The sequence below is a fragment of the Streptomyces sp. NPDC104367 genome (assembly GCF_055583825.1).
This window is the reverse complement of the sequence record NZ_JBVJND010000021.1, coordinates 49,091-65,094: the sequence shown is the minus strand read 5'-3', so window position 1 is coordinate 65,094 and position 16,004 is coordinate 49,091. Positions and strand designations below refer to the sequence as shown.

Annotated in this window: 14 protein-coding genes and 1 pseudogene; 11 read left to right on the top strand and 4 right to left on the bottom strand. The window is 69.7% G+C overall.

Annotation, left to right across the window (positions count from 1 at the left end):
* Positions 1-40 precede the first annotated feature (40 nt).
* Positions 41-1,096: an aldo/keto reductase gene (locus ACZ619_RS28640; protein ID WP_469604736.1), complete on the top strand. Its 1,056-nt coding sequence runs from the start codon at positions 41-43 to the stop codon at positions 1,094-1,096.
* Positions 1,097-1,269: 173 nt separating this feature from the next.
* Here the strand turns inward: ACZ619_RS28640 and ACZ619_RS28635 are convergent, their stop codons facing one another.
* On the bottom strand, positions 1,270-1,854 hold the full coding sequence (locus ACZ619_RS28635) for a TetR/AcrR family transcriptional regulator (protein WP_469604733.1): 585 nt from the start codon (positions 1,852-1,854) through the stop codon (positions 1,270-1,272).
* 284 nt (positions 1,855-2,138) lie between these two features.
* On the opposite strand from ACZ619_RS28635, the gene ACZ619_RS28630 reads away from it, so the two are divergent.
* Positions 2,139-3,218 carry an alkene reductase gene (locus tag ACZ619_RS28630; protein WP_469604731.1) on the top strand — a complete coding sequence of 360 codons (1,080 nt, stop codon included), beginning with the start codon at positions 2,139-2,141 and terminating at the stop codon, positions 3,216-3,218.
* A 186-nt stretch (positions 3,219-3,404) separates the two neighbouring features.
* Here ACZ619_RS28630 and ACZ619_RS28625 read toward each other — a convergent pair whose 3' ends face one another.
* Entirely contained in the window at positions 3,405-4,595 is a 1,191-nt protein-coding gene (locus ACZ619_RS28625) for a MalY/PatB family protein (RefSeq protein ID WP_469604729.1), read from the bottom strand.
* A gap of 73 nt (positions 4,596-4,668) precedes the next feature.
* On the opposite strand from ACZ619_RS28625, the pseudogene ACZ619_RS28620 reads away from it, so the two are divergent.
* Together ACZ619_RS28620 and ACZ619_RS28615 are read left to right on the top strand one after the other, a co-directional pair.
* Positions 4,669-5,092: pseudogene (locus tag ACZ619_RS28620) on the top strand (Lrp/AsnC family transcriptional regulator).
* A gap of 244 nt (positions 5,093-5,336) precedes the next feature.
* Positions 5,337-7,754: an ATP-binding SpoIIE family protein phosphatase gene (locus ACZ619_RS28615; RefSeq protein ID WP_469604726.1), complete on the top strand. Its 2,418-nt coding sequence runs from the start codon at positions 5,337-5,339 to the stop codon at positions 7,752-7,754.
* Positions 7,755-7,995: 241 nt separating this feature from the next.
* On the opposite strand, the gene ACZ619_RS28610 is transcribed toward ACZ619_RS28615, so the two are convergent.
* The gene (locus tag ACZ619_RS28610) at positions 7,996-8,889 is read right to left on the bottom strand and encodes a cyclase family protein (RefSeq protein WP_469604724.1); all 894 of its coding nucleotides are present in this window, start codon (positions 8,887-8,889) and stop codon (positions 7,996-7,998) included.
* A gap of 252 nt (positions 8,890-9,141) precedes the next feature.
* On the opposite strand from ACZ619_RS28610, the gene ACZ619_RS28605 reads away from it, so the two are divergent.
* The 4 genes from ACZ619_RS28605 (at position 9,142) to mftR (ending at position 12,261) form a co-directional block, all read left to right on the top strand.
* Positions 9,142-10,026, top strand: a complete 885-nt coding sequence (locus ACZ619_RS28605) for an SDR family NAD(P)-dependent oxidoreductase (protein WP_469604722.1) — start codon at positions 9,142-9,144, stop codon at positions 10,024-10,026.
* Positions 10,027-10,204: 178 nt separating this feature from the next.
* Positions 10,205-11,098 carry an enoyl-CoA hydratase gene (locus ACZ619_RS28600; protein WP_469604719.1) on the top strand — a complete coding sequence of 298 codons (894 nt, stop codon included), beginning with the start codon at positions 10,205-10,207 and terminating at the stop codon, positions 11,096-11,098.
* A gap of 93 nt (positions 11,099-11,191) precedes the next feature.
* Positions 11,192-11,512 carry a hypothetical protein gene (locus tag ACZ619_RS28595; RefSeq protein ID WP_469604718.1) on the top strand — a complete coding sequence of 107 codons (321 nt, stop codon included), beginning with the start codon at positions 11,192-11,194 and terminating at the stop codon, positions 11,510-11,512.
* Between the two features lie 95 nt (positions 11,513-11,607).
* Complete coding sequence (gene mftR, locus ACZ619_RS28590) at positions 11,608-12,261, top strand: mycofactocin system transcriptional regulator (RefSeq protein WP_469604715.1); 654 nt, start codon at positions 11,608-11,610, stop codon at positions 12,259-12,261.
* Positions 12,262-12,398: 137 nt separating this feature from the next.
* Here mftR and mftG read toward each other — a convergent pair whose 3' ends face one another.
* Entirely contained in the window at positions 12,399-13,982 is a 1,584-nt protein-coding gene (gene mftG / locus ACZ619_RS28585) for a mycofactocin dehydrogenase MftG (protein ID WP_469604712.1), read from the bottom strand.
* A 311-nt stretch (positions 13,983-14,293) separates the two neighbouring features.
* On the opposite strand from mftG, the gene mftA reads away from it, so the two are divergent.
* The 3 genes from mftA to mftC are packed head-to-tail and all read left to right on the top strand — an operon-like array spanning position 14,294 to position 15,989.
* Positions 14,294-14,452, top strand: a complete 159-nt coding sequence (gene mftA, locus ACZ619_RS28580; RefSeq protein WP_469604709.1) for a mycofactocin precursor MftA — start codon at positions 14,294-14,296, stop codon at positions 14,450-14,452.
* A 14-nt stretch (positions 14,453-14,466) separates the two neighbouring features.
* A complete protein-coding gene (mftB, locus tag ACZ619_RS28575) occupies positions 14,467-14,754 on the top strand; it encodes a mycofactocin biosynthesis chaperone MftB (protein WP_469604707.1) in 288 nt (95 codons plus the stop codon).
* Complete coding sequence (mftC, locus tag ACZ619_RS28570; protein ID WP_469604704.1) at positions 14,751-15,989, top strand: mycofactocin radical SAM maturase; 1,239 nt, start codon at positions 14,751-14,753, stop codon at positions 15,987-15,989. The genes mftB and mftC overlap by 4 nt, the downstream gene beginning before the upstream one ends.
* Positions 15,990-16,004: the final 15 nt, after the last annotated feature.

Genomic DNA, 16,004 nt, shown 5'->3' with positions numbered 1-16,004 from the left:
ACAACTCGATCGGTTGATGGCCAACTCCCAAGGAGACCTGATGCGTTACACGACCTTCGGACGGACGACGGGGCTGCGCGTTTCCGAGTACGCCCTCGGAACGGGGAACTTCGGCACCGGCTGGGGAGCCGGTGCGGATCCGGACGAAGCGCGCCGCATGTTCGACCGGTTCGCCGAGGCCGGCGGAAACTTCCTCGACACCGCGAACAACTACCAGTTCGGGGAGTCGGAAGAGCTGCTGGGGAAGTTCCTCACCACCGACCGGGACCACTTCGTCCTGGCCACCAAGTTCACCCAAGGAGCCACGCCACAGCCCGGCATCTCCCGTACCGGCAACAGCCGGAAGAACATGATCGCCTCGCTGGAGGCCAGCCTGAAGCGCCTCGGCACCGACTACGTCGATCTGTACTGGGTCCATTTCCCTGACGACCTGACCCCCATGGAGGAGATCCTGCGGGGTCTCGACGACCTGGTCCGGTCCGGCAAGATCCTCCATGCCGCCCTGTCCAACTTCCCGGCCTGGCGCGTCTCCCGTGCCGCCACCCTCGCCGACCTCAGGAACTGGGCACCGGTCACGGGGATCCAGATCGAGTACAGCCTCGTCGAGCGGTCGGCCGACCGGGAACTGCTGCCCATGGCGGAGAGCCTCGGGCTCGGCGCCGCCCTGTGGTCCCCGCTCGGCGGCGGACTGCTCACCGGAAAGTACCGGGGCAGCGCGGACGGACGTCTGAGCGACCTCAAGACGCTTGTGCACACGGAGAGCACCGACCAGAAGACGGCGATCGTCGACCGGGTTCTCGCGATCGCCGAGGCGACCGGAGCGACCCCGGCCCAGGTGTCGGTGGCCTGGCTCCGCGAGCGCGCCGCACGCGCGGCGACCTCGTTCATTCCGATCATCGGGCCGCGCAACCTCACTCAGCTCGACGACTACCTGGGCGCGCTGGAGGTAGTGCTGACCCCCGAGCAGTACGCGCACCTCTCCGAGGTGAGCGAGGTGCCGCTGGGGGTGCCGCACGAGGCCGTCGCCAACAGCCTGGGGAGCGTCAGGGGCGGAGACGCCGGCCGCGTGCTCGCCCCCGCTCCGCCGGTGGCGTGACCTCCGGCGGTCACCGGGCCGGCCCGCGGGCCCCGGTATGCGTCCTCGGTCGAGTGACGGCCGCAGCACCGGGAAGCCTTGGCTTCCCGCCTCGCCGGAGGACGGGAAGCCAAGGAAGGGTCAGCAGGCCCGTACCGGCTGATCCTTGCCGCCGGCGGCAGACCTCAGTCCTGTCAGCCCTCGGCGTCGAGCAGGGTGAGGGCCTGAGAGACGCCCTGTTCGAGTACCTGGTCGGCCAGCCGGGGGTCGGACAGGGCACGCGAGAGCTGAAGTGTCCCGAAGAGGAGAGCAAGAACACCGAGTGCCTGAACGCGCGCCGAGGACGGGTCGTGGGGGGCCAGGCGAGCGGCGACCTCGTCGGCCACGGCCAGCACGCCGTCGGTGTACGCCTGCCGGGTGTCGTCGCCGCAGCGGCCGATCTCGTCCAGGAGAGCGGCGTTGGGGCATCCGCCGGCCCGGTTGTCACGGTGGGCAGGCGAAAGGTAGTCGCGCACCAGTTGCTCGACGCCGGCGCGTCCGGGAGCGATCTGGGTGCTGAAGCCCGCGTGCTGGGTGTGCAACTGATCGGTTATCACGTTGGCGACCAGGTCGTCCTTGGAGGCGAAATGCGCATAGAAGGCACCATTGGTGAGCCCCGCGTCAGCCATGAGGGTCGAGATGCCGGAGCCGTCGATGCCGTCGCTCTTGAGCCGACGGCCGGCCGTCTCGATGATCCGCTGCCGCGTCTCCTGCTTGTGCTCTCTGCCGTAGCGCGCCATGCGCTCCTCCACTCGTCATGAGGACCGCGCACACTCCACCGGCCTCTACCCACCTATAGTATTGCGAACGTAATTCTAATATTTCAAGGCGATATGGATCACAGGTGCGACCGGCACACCATGGACCATCCGCCCGTCGCGCACACCAACCCCGCAATCAAGCCCACCATGGTATTATGACTATAATATAAAGCTGTAAGTGCTCGACGCGTGGCGTGGTCGACCCAGCCGAGCAGTCGCACGTCCGCAGCTGCCCCTTTCCCTCCCGAATGGCCGAGGAGCCTTTGATGAATGCCCTCTGGAATCCGATCACCGTCGGCGAGATCGCTCTGCCGCACCGGCTGGTCATGGCCCCCATGACCCGAGCCCGCTCGACCCCGGAAGGCACCCCGACCGAGCTGAACGCCACATATTACGCCCAGCGCGCCGGGCACGGCCTCATCATCACCGAGGGGGCCCAGCCCTCCGCCGACGGACAGGGCTACCTCCTGACCCCGGGCGTCTACTCCAGGGAGCACATCGCCGGGTGGCGCCGGGTCACCGATGCCGTGCACAAGGCCGACGGCCGGATCGTCATCCAGCTGATGCACGTCGGACGGATATCACACCCCGACAACACGCCCCACGGCCGCCAGCCGGTGGCTCCCTCCGCGATTCGGCCGGCCGGAGTCATGTTCACCCCCACCGGCCCCCAGGAGATGCCGGTGCCCCGCGAACTGAGCACGGAGGAAGTCGCCGCGACGGTCGACGAGTTCCGTCGCGCCGCCGCGGCCGCGGTCGCCGCGGGAGCCGACGGGGTCGAGATCCACGGCGCCAACGGCTACCTCGTGCACCAGTTCCTCTCCGCCGACACCAACCAGCGCACCGACCGGTACGGCGGCACCGTCGAGAACCGCATCCGGTTCGCCGTGGAGGTCGCCAAGGCCGTGGCCGACGAGATCGGACCGGGCCGCACCGGCATCCGTCTCTCCCCGGGAAACCCCTTCAAGATGGGGGACATCACGGAGAGCGACACCCAGGAGCTCTACCCGGCGCTCGTACAGGCCCTCGCCCCACTCGATCTCGCCTATCTGCACCTCGCCCACGGCGGTGACGAGGACCTCCTCCACACCCTCCGGAAGCTGTGGCCGACCGCCCTGATCCTCAACAGGGCCGGCAGCGATGTCGCCCGACGTGCCCAGGACGTCGAAGACGGCGTTGCCGACATCGTCAGCGTCGGCACCCTGTCGCTCGCGAATCCGGATCTGCCCGAACGCATCCGCGCCGGCGCGCCGCTGAACTCCCCCGACCCCGACACCTTCTACACCCCCGGTGCCGTCGGTTACACGGACTATCCGGCCCTCGATTCCTCGGACCAGGACTGACCGCCGGCCAGCCTGTCCGCGGCGGGCCGTCGTTCGCTCCATCGGGACATGGTCCTGCCGCACAGCCACTCCGCCCCACCGGACAGAACCTGTGGGGCGGAGCCGGGGGGCGTTCACCAGCGGTGTCCGAAGGAATCGATGCCCTCCCTTCGCCGATCCCTGTTCCGTCCGGCCGCGCTCTCCTGATCAGCCGAGCACGGCCGCCATCCGGCGGACCGCGTCCGAGAGCACTTCGGGTGACGTCGCCAGGTTCAGCCGGACGAAGCCGGCGCCACCCGGGCCGAAGCCCGCGCCGGAGTTCAGAGCCACCCTGCCGCGTTCCAGGAAGACGTCCGCGGGATCGCCGCGCAGCCCCAGCGAGCGGCAGTCCAGCCACGCCAGGTAGGTCCCCTGGGCCGGCACGTGGCGTACGGCGGGCAGCTGCTCGGCCAGCAGGTCGGCGAGCAGCCGGCGGTTGTCGTCGAGGCCGTCGAGGACCGTGTCGAGCCAGCCTCCCCCGTCCCGCAGCGCGGCGGTGTGGGCGATGACGGCGAGGTGACTGGGCCCGTGGCTCACCTCTTCGGGAATCCGCGCCAGGTCTTCCGCCGCGTCCGGGCCTGCTATGGCGAGGGCCGCCTTGAGCCCGGCCAGGTTCCACGCCTTGGACGCCGACATCAGCGACAGCCCGTCCTCCGAGCCGGGCACACTCAGGTACGGCACGAACCGCCCGCCCTCCGCCACGATCGGGGCGTGGATCTCGTCCACGACGACGCGTACGTGATGGGCCCGCGCGAGCCGCGCCACGGCCTCAAGCTCCGCGGCTGTGTGCACGGTGCCGGTCGGATCGTGGGGGCTGCACAGCAGATACACGGGCCGACCACCGCGCCGCGCGGCCCGTCCGAAAGCGTCCTCCAGGACGCCGAACTCGATCCTGCCGGCCTGGTCGAGCGGCGCCTCCACGATCGTGCGGCCCATGTTCCCGACGAACTGGTAGAACGGCGGGTACACCGGCGGGTTGACGATCACCGGATCATCGGGCCCGGAGACCAGCTTGAGCATCTCGACGATGCCCAGCATCACGTCCGGAACTATCGCGGTGCGCCCCACTTCGATCCCGTCCCAGCCCCACCGCTCACGCGCGAACTCCGCCAGGGCCTCGGCGTACCCCGCCCCGGTGGGATAGCCGGTGTCGCCGAGCATCACGGCGTCGTTGATCGCCCGCGCGACGGGCTTGGCCGGCGGCGCATCCATCTCCGCCACCCACAGCGGCAGCACGTCGTCCGGGTAGCTCCGCCACTTGAGGCTCGTACGCCGTCGGAGCTGCTCCAGCGTGAGCAGGCTCAGCGGATTGACGGGCTCGGGGGCAAGGATTTGAAGGGAATGCTGTCCATGCGCCAAAGGTAGAGAATCTCCACGTCCAATCTTTTGCCTCATTTACCCCGAGGGACTGAGAGGTGGGAAGATCTCGCACATGGATGCTGTAGATCGCAAGATTCATGCCGAACTTCAGGAGGAAGGTCGACTGACTCTCCCGCTGTCAGCGACGCCTGCGTGAACTCGAACGCGCACGCGTCATCCGCGGCTACCACGCCGCGGTGGACGCCGCCGCGGTCGGCTTCGGTTTCGAGGTGCTCGCCTTCGTCTCCCTGCGCCAGGAGGACTGGGACACCCTCGACGCCTTCGACGCGGGTGTCGCCGCCATCCCCAACGTCGTACAGGCCCAGCGCCTCTTCGGCGATCCCGACTACCTGCTGCGCGTTGTCACCGGCGATCTCGCCGAGTACCAGGATCTCCACGAGGGAAAACTGGTCCGGCTGCCAGGCGTGCAGCGCATCAACTCCACGATCGTCATGAAACAGGTGATCGAGAGGCGGCCGCTGCCCGCGCGACCATGAACAGTCCCGAGGCCCAAACGGCATCGGAGGCATGGACGGAATGACCATGGCCGCGCGCGTACAGTGCCCGCGCCGACGAGGCCACAATCCGGGTCCGCACCTCGGCCGTTGGTTTGGCCACTCAGCTTTGCGCCCATCCACTCCATATCGCCGGCCTCTCCGCTCACGCCCTGGCCGCACAGCAGCCAGATGAATTTCGCTCCATACTGGGTGCATCGATTGATCACCATCGGCGAGGGGCGAAATGACCGCTCCAGGACGTGACCACCAGGGGGAAGCGTTCTGCCTCGGCAGCATCGCGGCAGCCCTGGTCGACGGCCAAGGCATCGTACGGGGATGGTCCGCCGCCGCTGCCGACCTGCTCGGCGTGCGCTCTGAAGAAGCCTGCGGCCGGCCGGTGGGCGAACTGTTCGCCGATCCGTCCCTCGGGACCGCCACGGCCGCGGGCTGTGGGACCGGCATCTCGGTCACTGGTCAGGCCGTGCTGCGACACCGCTCCGGAGGACGGGTCGACGTCACCTACCACGCGGTGCGGTGGGAGGAGGACGACGACGGGTCACTGGTCCTCGCGGCCGCGACCCGGCTCGTCACCGGCTGGGAGCAGGGCGCCGCGTTCCTGCGGGCGTTCCTCGGCCAGGACCGGATAGGCATCGCTCTTCACGACGCGGACCTGACCCTCGTACGGACCAACCTCGTTCCCGGGCTTTTCGGCGAATCTACGCCGTCGGCCGGTGACCGGCTGATCAAGATGATGTCCGCGGAGGACACGGAGAGCGCCGAAGGTGTCCTGCGCGAGGTCCTGGCCACGGGCGTGCCCACGCTCGACAGAGAACTGCGGATCCGGTCCCCGCAGCGTCCGGGACGGCACCTGGACTTGTCCGTGTCCGCTTTCCGGCTGGAGGACGCGACCGGCCGTCCTGCCGGTGTCGCCACGATGTTCACGGACGCCACCGAGCGCCTGAGGGCCCGTCGTCGACTCGATCTCCGGCAGGAGGCCGCCGCCCGCATCGGCGGTTCCCTGGACGTCACGCGCACCGCCCAGGACCTGGTGGACGTCCTCGTCCCGGCGCTCGGCGAGCTGGCCTCCGCCGACCTCGCGGAGGCCGTATTCACGGGAAACGAACCTCCGAAGATTCTCGGTGGAGGCCGCCTGCACCTGCGCCGAGCGGCAGTCGCCTCCGCCTCCGGCACCTGGCCCCCGGCACTCCTTCAGCCCGGCGCGCCGATGCCTCCAGTGCCGGACGATCCGAAGCTGCGCAGATACCAGCACGGCGAGACCTTCATCATGCCGAACCGGTCGACCGTACTCGCTTCGTTCGAGGACAGCCCGGAGCTGGTCCGACTGATCGTGCCCGAGCAGGGGCAGTCAGCCATGGCAGCTCCGCTGACCGCGCGTGGTCTGCTTCTCGGCCAGGTGGTGGTCTGGCGCACCCGGGAAGACGAGCCCTTCGGCCAAGAGGACGCGAACGTGCTGGCCGAGATCGCCTCACGGGCCGCACTGGGCGTGGACAACGCCCGCCGGTACACGCGTGAGCACCGTGCCCTCGAAGCCCTGCAAAGACGCCTGCTCCCCCGCACCGCCTCCCGGACGCCGGCAGCGGAGACCATCGGGCTCTACCGGCCTGCCGCCGGTGGAGCCGAGATCAGCGGCGACTGGTTCGACGCCCTTCCGCTGCCTTCGCTCCGGGTGGCCTTCGTCGTGGGCGATGTCATCGGTCACGGCCTTGCCGCCACCGCCACCATGGGCCGCCTGCGCACCGCCGTCCACGCCCTGGCCGGCATGGAGCTGGACGCGGCCGAACTCCTCACCCACCTCGACGACCTCGTACAGCAGCTCGCCGGCGAGACGCCTCCCGAGCTACGGGACACCATCGGAGCGACCTGTCTCTATGCCGTCTACGATCCGGTCACCCGCGTGTGCACCCTCGCGAGCGCCGGACATCTGCCACCGCTCCTCGTCCACCCCGACGGCACCGCCGAAGCGGTCGATGTATCCCCCGGCCCGCCCCTCGGAGTGGGTGGCATGCCCTTCGAGACCACCACGCTCACCCTCGACCCGGGCAGCGTCCTCGCCCTGTACACGGACGGGCTGATCGCACGCCACACCCGCGACGGAGGCGACCTCGACAGCGGCGTCCAGGACCTGGCGCGCGACCTCGCCACCCTCTGCCGCTCCGGCCAGGAACTGGACACCATCGGGCGCACCCTCCTCGGCAGCCCCGACGACACCCGGCCCGACGACGACATCACTCTTCTCCTCGCACGGACCCGCGCGATCCCTGCCGACTCCACCGCGAGCTGGGAGTTCCCCGCCGACCCGGCGATGGTCGCCGAGGCCCGAATGGTGACCGCCCGGCAACTGAGCATCTGGGGACTGGACGAGCTGGCCTTCACCACGGAACTCATCGTCAGCGAACTGGTGACCAACGCCCTCCGCTACGCCGGCGGTCCGGTCGGCCTGCGGCTCATCCGCGAGAACGTACTCGTCTGCGAGGTCACCGACCCCAGCAACACCCAGCCCCGCCTCTTCCACGCACGCACGACTGACGAAGGAGGCCGCGGCCTCTTCCTCGTCGCCCAACTGACCGCGCGCTGGGGCAGCCGCTACAGCCGGCGCGGCAAGACGATCTGGACCGAACAGCCGTTGACCGCAGCCGTTTAGGCTGCCGCGGATAGCCCGTTCCGGAGCCGCTCCTGCGACAACCACGGGCCAGGGTCGCAACGGTGACGAGCCGGAGCCTTCGGTTCCTTGTCCAGCACCGCTCACTTGGGCTGGGCCGGCCTCCGTGCCCCGGCAGCCTGCGGTGGCACCGGCGAAGGCCGAAGCCGCACCGCTTCACCGTCCACCCGTCAAGCGGGGAGCCCCATACGAGCGGCCGCGGTCGAAGCTCGCCCCGCTCGCCTCAGAACAGCGCGATCGGGTTGATGGCCGTGCCGGTCGTGCCCAGGCACCGCAGCGGTGCGAGCACGAAGGCGAACTGCCACCTACCGACCGCACGCGCGTGGCCGGCCAGTCGGCTCAGGGAGGCGTTGTCCACCAGCGGAAGACCCATGAACACCAACGCACCGACGTGGACGGGAAGATACGGCGTTCGCCGCGGGAGGGCGTCACTGCCGCCATCACTCATCAGTACGGCCACGTCGCGCTCTCGCAGCCACGGCAGGCACTCCGTGGTCATGCCAGAGAGAGTCGTCTGCCCGTCCACGCGCTCGCATTCCCGCCCTTCCGCCAGCACCCGCGCCTCGCGACCGCAGTTGACGGCCAAGATGTCGCCGGGCCCCACACGGACCCCGAACTCGCGCTCCGCGGCGTCGAGTTCCTCAGGGCGGACGGGGTCATCGGCCGGGATGAAATCGGTGCCGCGCAGTGCGGGGATGTCGAGGAGGACTCCGCGTGAGACGACGCCGTCGACCATCGCGGACAGGTCGTTGGCCCGCACCCCGTTCGAGGCGACGAGCGAGGCGGGGCGGCCGTTGTACATCAGCCCGTCGAACGACACGTGGCACAGGGCGTCGAGGTGGGTGAAGGTCCCGCCGTGCGGCGCGATCGTCAGGGTGTCGGTCGCCACACCGACACCCTCGGCCGGTGCGACATCCCCGCCCTGCAGGAGCGACCACTGCGCCGGGTTCCAGTTGTGCTCCGACCCGGACTTCTCGATGTCGCGCGAACAACTGATGGTCACACCCTCCGACACCGTGGCCAGCGCGCGGAGCCGCTCGTCGGGCCCGATGAGGTTCAGCGTCCCGGCCTCGTCGTCCTCGCCCCAGCGCCCCCAGTTGCTGACCTCGCCGAACAACGCCCGAAGAGCCTTTGCCTCAGGATCCATGCCTGCCTGCTCCGATCTCTACGAGGGCACCCTGCGGGTGGTGTACATGGCCACAGCGCCAATTTAATAGTATCCTACTTTAAGGATCGCGTCTCGGTCATTCGATCACGACCGGATCCGCCCCGATCCCCCTCCCGCGACCCCACTGGAGCGCGGAGGCACCCAGCGACTCCCCGCCCGTCCATGCGGGCTCACCCACATACCAGGAGACAGGGGAAGACGATGCGAAAGCTCGACGGCCGCGTCGCGGTCATCACCGGAGCCGGACGGGGTATCGGCCGCGAACACGCCCTGCTCTTCGCGCACGAGGGCGCCAAAGTCGTGGTCAACGACCTCGCGGCGCACGACGGCACCGGATCCGGCACCTCGCCGGCGCACGCGGTGGCGGCCGAGATCTGCGCCGCGGGCGGCACGGCGACCGCCAACGTGGACGACGTCTCGACCTGGGCGGGAGCCGCGAGGGTCGTCGAACAGGCGGTCACGGAGTTCGGCGGCCTGGACGTCGTGGTCAACAACGCCGGGATCCTGCGCGACGCGTTCCTCACCGACCTGAGTGAACAGCAGTGGGACGACGTCATCACGGCGAACCTCAAGGGGCACGCGGGGATGCTGCACCATGCCGCCGCGTACTGGCAGGGCCGGAGCAAGGCGGGCCACCGGGTCGACGGCAGCATCATCAACACCTCGTCCGGCTCGGGCACGACCACGGTGGTCCCGCGCGAGATCAACTACGCCGCCACGAAGGCCGCCATCCTGGCCATGACCCAGGTCGCGGCGTTCGAACTCGGGCGGTACGGGGCGCGGGCGAACTCCATCGTCCCGTTGGCCCGCACCCGACTCACGCTGGCCGCGCCGGCCCTCCAGGACCGGATGGCCAAGCCGGAGACCGGCGTCGACGCCTGGGACCCCGCACAGATCTCACCGCTGGTCGCCTTTCTCGCACAGGCCGACTGCCCGATCACGGGTCGCGCCTTCGCGGTGCGCGGCGGGGAGATCGACGAGCTGGAGGGCTGGCGCTCGATCCGCTCCGTCACGTCCGACGAGCCGTGGACGCTCGACGGCATCGGCGCGATCGACTGGAAGCACCCTCGACCCGGAAACGCATGAGAGCCCTCGACCGCCTCTCGGGGCGTCGCGGCCTGCCAGTGAGTGGCTCCCCGACAGGACGGGCGACTCCACAACAGGACGAGCAGCTCATTGACAAGAGGCACATACCAAACCGTAATAGTAGTACACCACTTTCAGTGACTGCTGGTCGTGGGTAGAGCTGGGAAGGATATTCGACATGGACCACGTCACAGTCGAGCGCCTGGACGACGGCCGGATCGTTCGCATCACGTTGAACCGGCCGAAGCAGCGGAACGCCCAGCATCGGGGGCTGTTGGTCGAGTTGGACGAGGCCTTCGCCGACGCCGAGGCCGACGACGCGGTCCGGGTCGTCATCCTGGCCGGCGCGGGCTCGTCCTTCAGCGCGGGCCATGACCTCGGTTCCGCGGAGGCGGCCGCGCAGCGGAGCCCAGGGCCCGGCCAGCATCCGACGTTCAGGTCCCACGGCGGCACGCGGCAGGCGGCCGAGAAGCGCATGTTGCAGGAATCGAGCTTCTACTTCCGCAACACCCTTCGCTGGCGCAACCTCCGCAAGATCACTGTCGCGCAGGTGCAGGGGAAGGTCCTCTCGGCCGGACTGATGCTGATGTGGGCCTGCGACCTGATCACGGCGAGCGAGGGGACGGAGTTCGCCGACGTCGTCGCCACGCGGCTCGGTATGTGCGGCGTGGAGTACTTCGCGCATCCTTGGGAGTTCGGGCCGCGGCGCGCCAAGGAACTGCTGCTGACGGGAGACAGCCTGGGCGTCGAGGAGGCCTACCAGATCGGCATGGTCTCCAGAGTGTTCCCCAGCGACTCCCTCGCCGACCGGACGCTGGAGTTCGCCCGGCGCATCGCCTCACTTCCGACGGCGGCCTCGCTGCTGGTGAAGGAGTCGGTGAACCAGGCGGTCGACAACATGGGGTTCTACAACGGCCTCCAGGCCGGCTTCGCGCTGCACCAGCTCAACCACGCGCACTGGGCTGAGCTGCGCGACGACGGCTATCCCGCCGCCCGTGTCGAGGACGGGGTGGACGACTGGCGCAAGCCCTCGCCGATCCGTGTGCGATCCCGTAGCGAAGCGTCCGCCTGACCGCCACTGCCGCCGGTTCGCGCATCGCGCGCACATGAACGGCGAACACAGGCGGCCTGGAACGCCCGCACGTATGCGAAAGAGGAGTTTCTTGTGGTCCATCTGAAGCCCGGCGCACGATTTCGGAGCGCCGTCTGCACCACCGAGGTCGTGGTGGTCGTCGCACCCGGCCAGGACGTCCCCCTGGAGTGCGGGGGACACCTGATGGTCGCCATCAACGGCGGCACAACGACAACGGACGACATCGAGCTGGACCCAAGGAGGGCCGCGGGCACCCAGCTGGGGAAGCGCTACACCGCCGGTGAGGATCTGAAGCTGGAGCTTCTCTGCACCAAGGCCGGCCAGGGGTCACTCGCGGTCGATGACACGCCGCTCGGGGTCAAGGAATCGAAGCAGCTCCCGTCCTCCGACTGACCTACCCCGTCGCCTACCCCGCCGCCGGGACGCGCCTGCCCGCCGCCGTCCGGACAGCCCTGTGGTGGAATGCCTCCAGGCGGAAAGAGGCGGGCGTGGAGTCGACATCGCAGAGCGGAAACGTCGCGGAAGGGTCACTGCCCGCGAGAGAGCGGCCGGAGGCCGCCGGCGGCAGGAACGGACGGCCCCGCGCCACCTCGCGGGCCGAGCTGGAACGCATCGGCTTCCGCCTGTTCGCGCTCCAGGGTTTCGACGACACCACGATCGACGACATCGCCCGCGCGGCGGGGATCGGCCGGCGTACCTTCTTCCGCTACTTCACCTCGAAGAACGACCTCGTGTGGGGCGACTTCGACCAGCAGCTGAGCGGGTTCCGTGAGCTTCTGAGCGCGGTGCCGCCCGGTGTCCCGGTCATGGACGCGCTCCGCGAGGCCGTCGTCGAGTTCAACCGGTTCGATCCGTCCGTCGTGCCCTGGCACCGGCAGCGCATGACGCTCATCCTGACCGTGCCCGCCCTCCAGGCCGACGCCACCCTCCGCTACGCCTCCTGGCGCCGCATAGTCGCCGAGTTCACCGCGGGACGCATGGGCCTGTCCCCCGAGGACATGGTGCCCAGGCTCTCCGGCCATACCGCGTTGGCGGCGGCCATCTCCGCGTACGAACACTGGCTGTCGGACGGACAGTCCTCTCTCACCGAGGTACTCGATCGGCTCATGCGCCAGCTCGCCGACGGGCTCGGCAGGTTGTAGATCACAGCGTCTCCGACGGCACCCGCAGGACCCGCTGATACTGCCCGTGTCATCCGTTTCGGCAGGGGGACCAGTCATGCCGGGCCCGGATGTCGGCGGCCCCCTTGTAGGACCGCGAAAGACATGACGGGAGAAGTTCAGCGCGCGTCGGTTCGGAGGGCGTGTGCGACGAGTTCGCCGATGAGCACGGCGGTGGCCGCGGGGCCGCGGTGGGGCGCGTCGGGGAGGATCGAGGTGTCGGCGACCCGCAGGCCCGGTACGCCGTGCACACGGCCGAACTGGTCGACGGCCGCGTGTTCCGGATCATCGGCGGGGCCCATGGGGACGGTGCCGCAGGTGTGCTGGGCGGTCCCGAGGTGCTCGCCGATCCAGCGGTCCAGGGCGCGGTCGTCGTCAAGAATCGCCGGGTCGGGACCGGTCAGGGAACGGGACACGGCACGGAACGGCGGTGTCTCCACCAGGGTCGCGACGACACGGACCGCCTCGCGCAGGCGCCCGAAGTCACCCGGCGTGGAGAGGTAGCCGTAGTCGACGCGGGGCGGAGTTCTCAGGTCGGCGGACCGGATACGCAGCCGACCGGTGCGGCGGGGCGCCAGATCGGAGACGAGAAACGGCAGCGGGGCGCCGGCGACACCCGCCACGCCGGTCACGAGCCCGGCCAGGGGAACTACCGACTGGAGGATCTCCAAGTCGCCCGGCCCCCCGGAGGAAGGCGCGGAGGCGGATACGGCACGCGTTCCGGACCGGAGATGAAGGCAGCCTCCGAGCCAGGTATCGGCCGGGGCGCCGAGGTCCTCGCGCGGGGTCCACTCCACGACCAGCTGCGGGTGGTCGCTGATGCGTGCCCCGACGGCGGGCGCGTCCCGCACGAGGGGTATGCCGTGCCGCTCCAGATCGGCGCGCGGGCCTATGCCGGACAGGCACAGCAGCTGCGGCGTGACCAGGGCACCCGCGCACAGGACGACGGTGTCCCCGCCGACCTGGACGAGGCGTCCCCCATGTTCGTAGAGGACGCCGGTCGCGCGGCCGTGCTCGATCAGGACCCGGTGTGCCTGGCAGCCGACCCGGACGGTCAGGTTGGGACGGCTGCGCACCTCGGGGGAAAGGTACGCGAGGGCCGTGTTGCGGCGGATCCGGTCGACCGCGTTGCTCGGCACGGGGCCGAAGCCGGGCGGGGCCTGGTCGTTCTTGTCGGGCTCGGCGGGAAACCCGGCAGCCCGCGCCGCGTCGCGGAAGGCCGCGGCGGCGGGGTGTCCGAGGCCGGCCCGCCGGATGCGCATCGGTCCTCTGTCGCCGTGCAGTTCCTCCGCAGTGTGGTCGAGATCCGTCTCCAGCCCTCGAAGGAAGGGCAGGACCCGGTCGTAGGACCAGGCGGGGTTCCCGGCGGCCGACCACCGGTCGAAGTCGGCACGCCGGGCGCGGATGAAGTATCCGCCGTTCACCGTGGTAGACCCGCCGAGGATCCGCCCACGCGGGACCTTCCAGGGCCGTCGCGGCGTGAGGTGCACCAGGTGGGCGGTGGTGGCGGGATGCTCCGGCCGCGCCCCGGGCACCAGCCGGGCGTCCAGCAGTTCCGGGCCGAATCCGGCCGGGGTGGATGGCACGGGTCCCGCCTCCAGCAACAGGACACGGCGTCCGGGATCCTCGGTCAGCCGTGCGGCCAGAACAGCCCCGGCCGCACCCGCGCCGACCACGACGACATCGTGGTGAGAACGCTCCATGGCAGGTGATCCAAGGCGATCACGGCGGCCCTGCGCAAGACCCCGGGCGGTGCCGCGCGGGAAGTCCGGAAGATTGGTGCACGCACGCGTCTTTCTTTTGGCACACGATGCCAATAGTCTCCGACGAACGGCGCGCAGCCCCACGCGGCATCGGCGAATGCCCGGTGGCGGGCGGGCAGCGGCCGACGTCCTCACACGTGTCCGCACCCGACGACACGTCACCTCCGTACCCGCGGTACCGCACGGAGCCACCAGAACCGCCCCGCCAGCGGTTCCCCTCCGAGGTGTGCCGCCTACACCAGGGAGAACACATGAGCAACGGCATGTTCCCGGCGTCCGAGGCCGAGCGGATCCGTACCGAAGCGGTCCACGCCGAGCAGACCGCCGCACCCGACACCGATGTCGCACTCGTCGAGGCCGACGACCTCATCGAGGAGGTCTCGATCGACGGCATGTGCGGCGTCTACTAGGCCCGGGCGACGACATGGTCACGCAGTATCCGGACCTGGACCGGGCCTGGGACCTGCACCCCCAGGTCTCGGTGCGGCCGGAACCCTTCGGTGCGCTGCTGTACCACTTCGGCACGCGCAAACTCTCGTTCCTCAAGGACCGCAGGCTGCTCGCGGCCGTTCAGGCGTTGGCGACGGCGCCCACGGCGCGCGCGGCCTGTGCGGCCGCCGGCGTCGACGAGGGTGAACTGCCCCGGTACTCCAGGGCCTTCTCCGCGCTCGCACAGTCGTCGATGGTCATCGAAAGGACTCCGGGTTCATGACAACAACCCTGGACGCGCAGCGTCAGGTTCCGCGCCCCGACCGCCTGGTCGATCTCTTCGAGTACGGCCTCACGTCCCCGATCTGCCTGACCTGGGAACTGACCTACGCCTGCAACCTGTCCTGTACGCACTGCCTCTCCAGCTCGGGCCGTCGGGACCCCCGCGAGCTCAGCACGGCCGAGGCGAAGGCCGTGATCGACGAACTGGAGGCCATGCAGGTCTTCTACGTCAACATCGGCGGAGGCGAGCCCACGGTCCGCCCGGACTTCTTCGAACTCCTCGACTATGCCACCGCCCACCACGTCGGCGTGAAGTTCTCCACCAACGGTGTGCGCATCACTCCCGAAGTCGCAGGCCGACTGGCCCGCAACGACTACGTGGACGTGCAGATCTCGCTCGACGGCGCCACCCGCGAGGTCAACGACGCGGTACGCGGACCCGGTTCGTACGACACCGCGCTGCGAGCCATGGCCAACCTGGCCGACGCCGGGATGAAGAACTTCAAGCTGTCCGTCGTCTGCACCCGGCACAACATCCCGCAGATGGACGAGTTCAAGGCCATCGCCGACCGCTACGGTGCCCAGTTGCGGCTGACCCGGTTGCGTCCCTCCGGGCGCGGCGCGGACGTCTGGGACGAGCTGCACCCGCTGCCGACCCAGCAACGGCAACTCTACGACTGGTTGATGGAGCACGGGGACCACGTCCTCACCGGCGACTCCTTCTTCCACCTGTCCGCCTTCGGCAAGGCGCTGCCGGGACTGAACCTGTGCGGCGCGGGCCGGGTGGTCTGCCTGATCGACCCGATCGGTGACGTGTACGCCTGCCCGTTCGCCATCCACGACGACTTCCTCGCCGGGAACGTCCGTGAGCCGGGCGGTTTCGCCGGGGTGTGGCGGGAGTCGGAGCTGTTCGCCCGCCTGCGAGAGCCGCAGAGCGGGGGTGCGTGCACGTCCTGCTCGTTCTACAGCAGCTGCAAGGGCGGTTGCATGGCCGCGAAGTTCTTCACCGGGCTGCCGCTGGACGGACCCGACCCCGAGTGCGTCCGAGGCCACGGTGAGCGGCTCCTGGCCGAGCGCTCGCAGGACACCACGGACCGGCCGAAGCCGTCCGGCGACCACTCACACCGGACCGGCCCGGTGGACGTGCGGTTGACGCGGCGTCCGCCGACCACACCCTGCGACGAGAGCCCCGTCGCCGGCCTGCACCCGGCGCCACCGGTGCCGCAGCTCCCCTGACAGAGAGGACCCGCA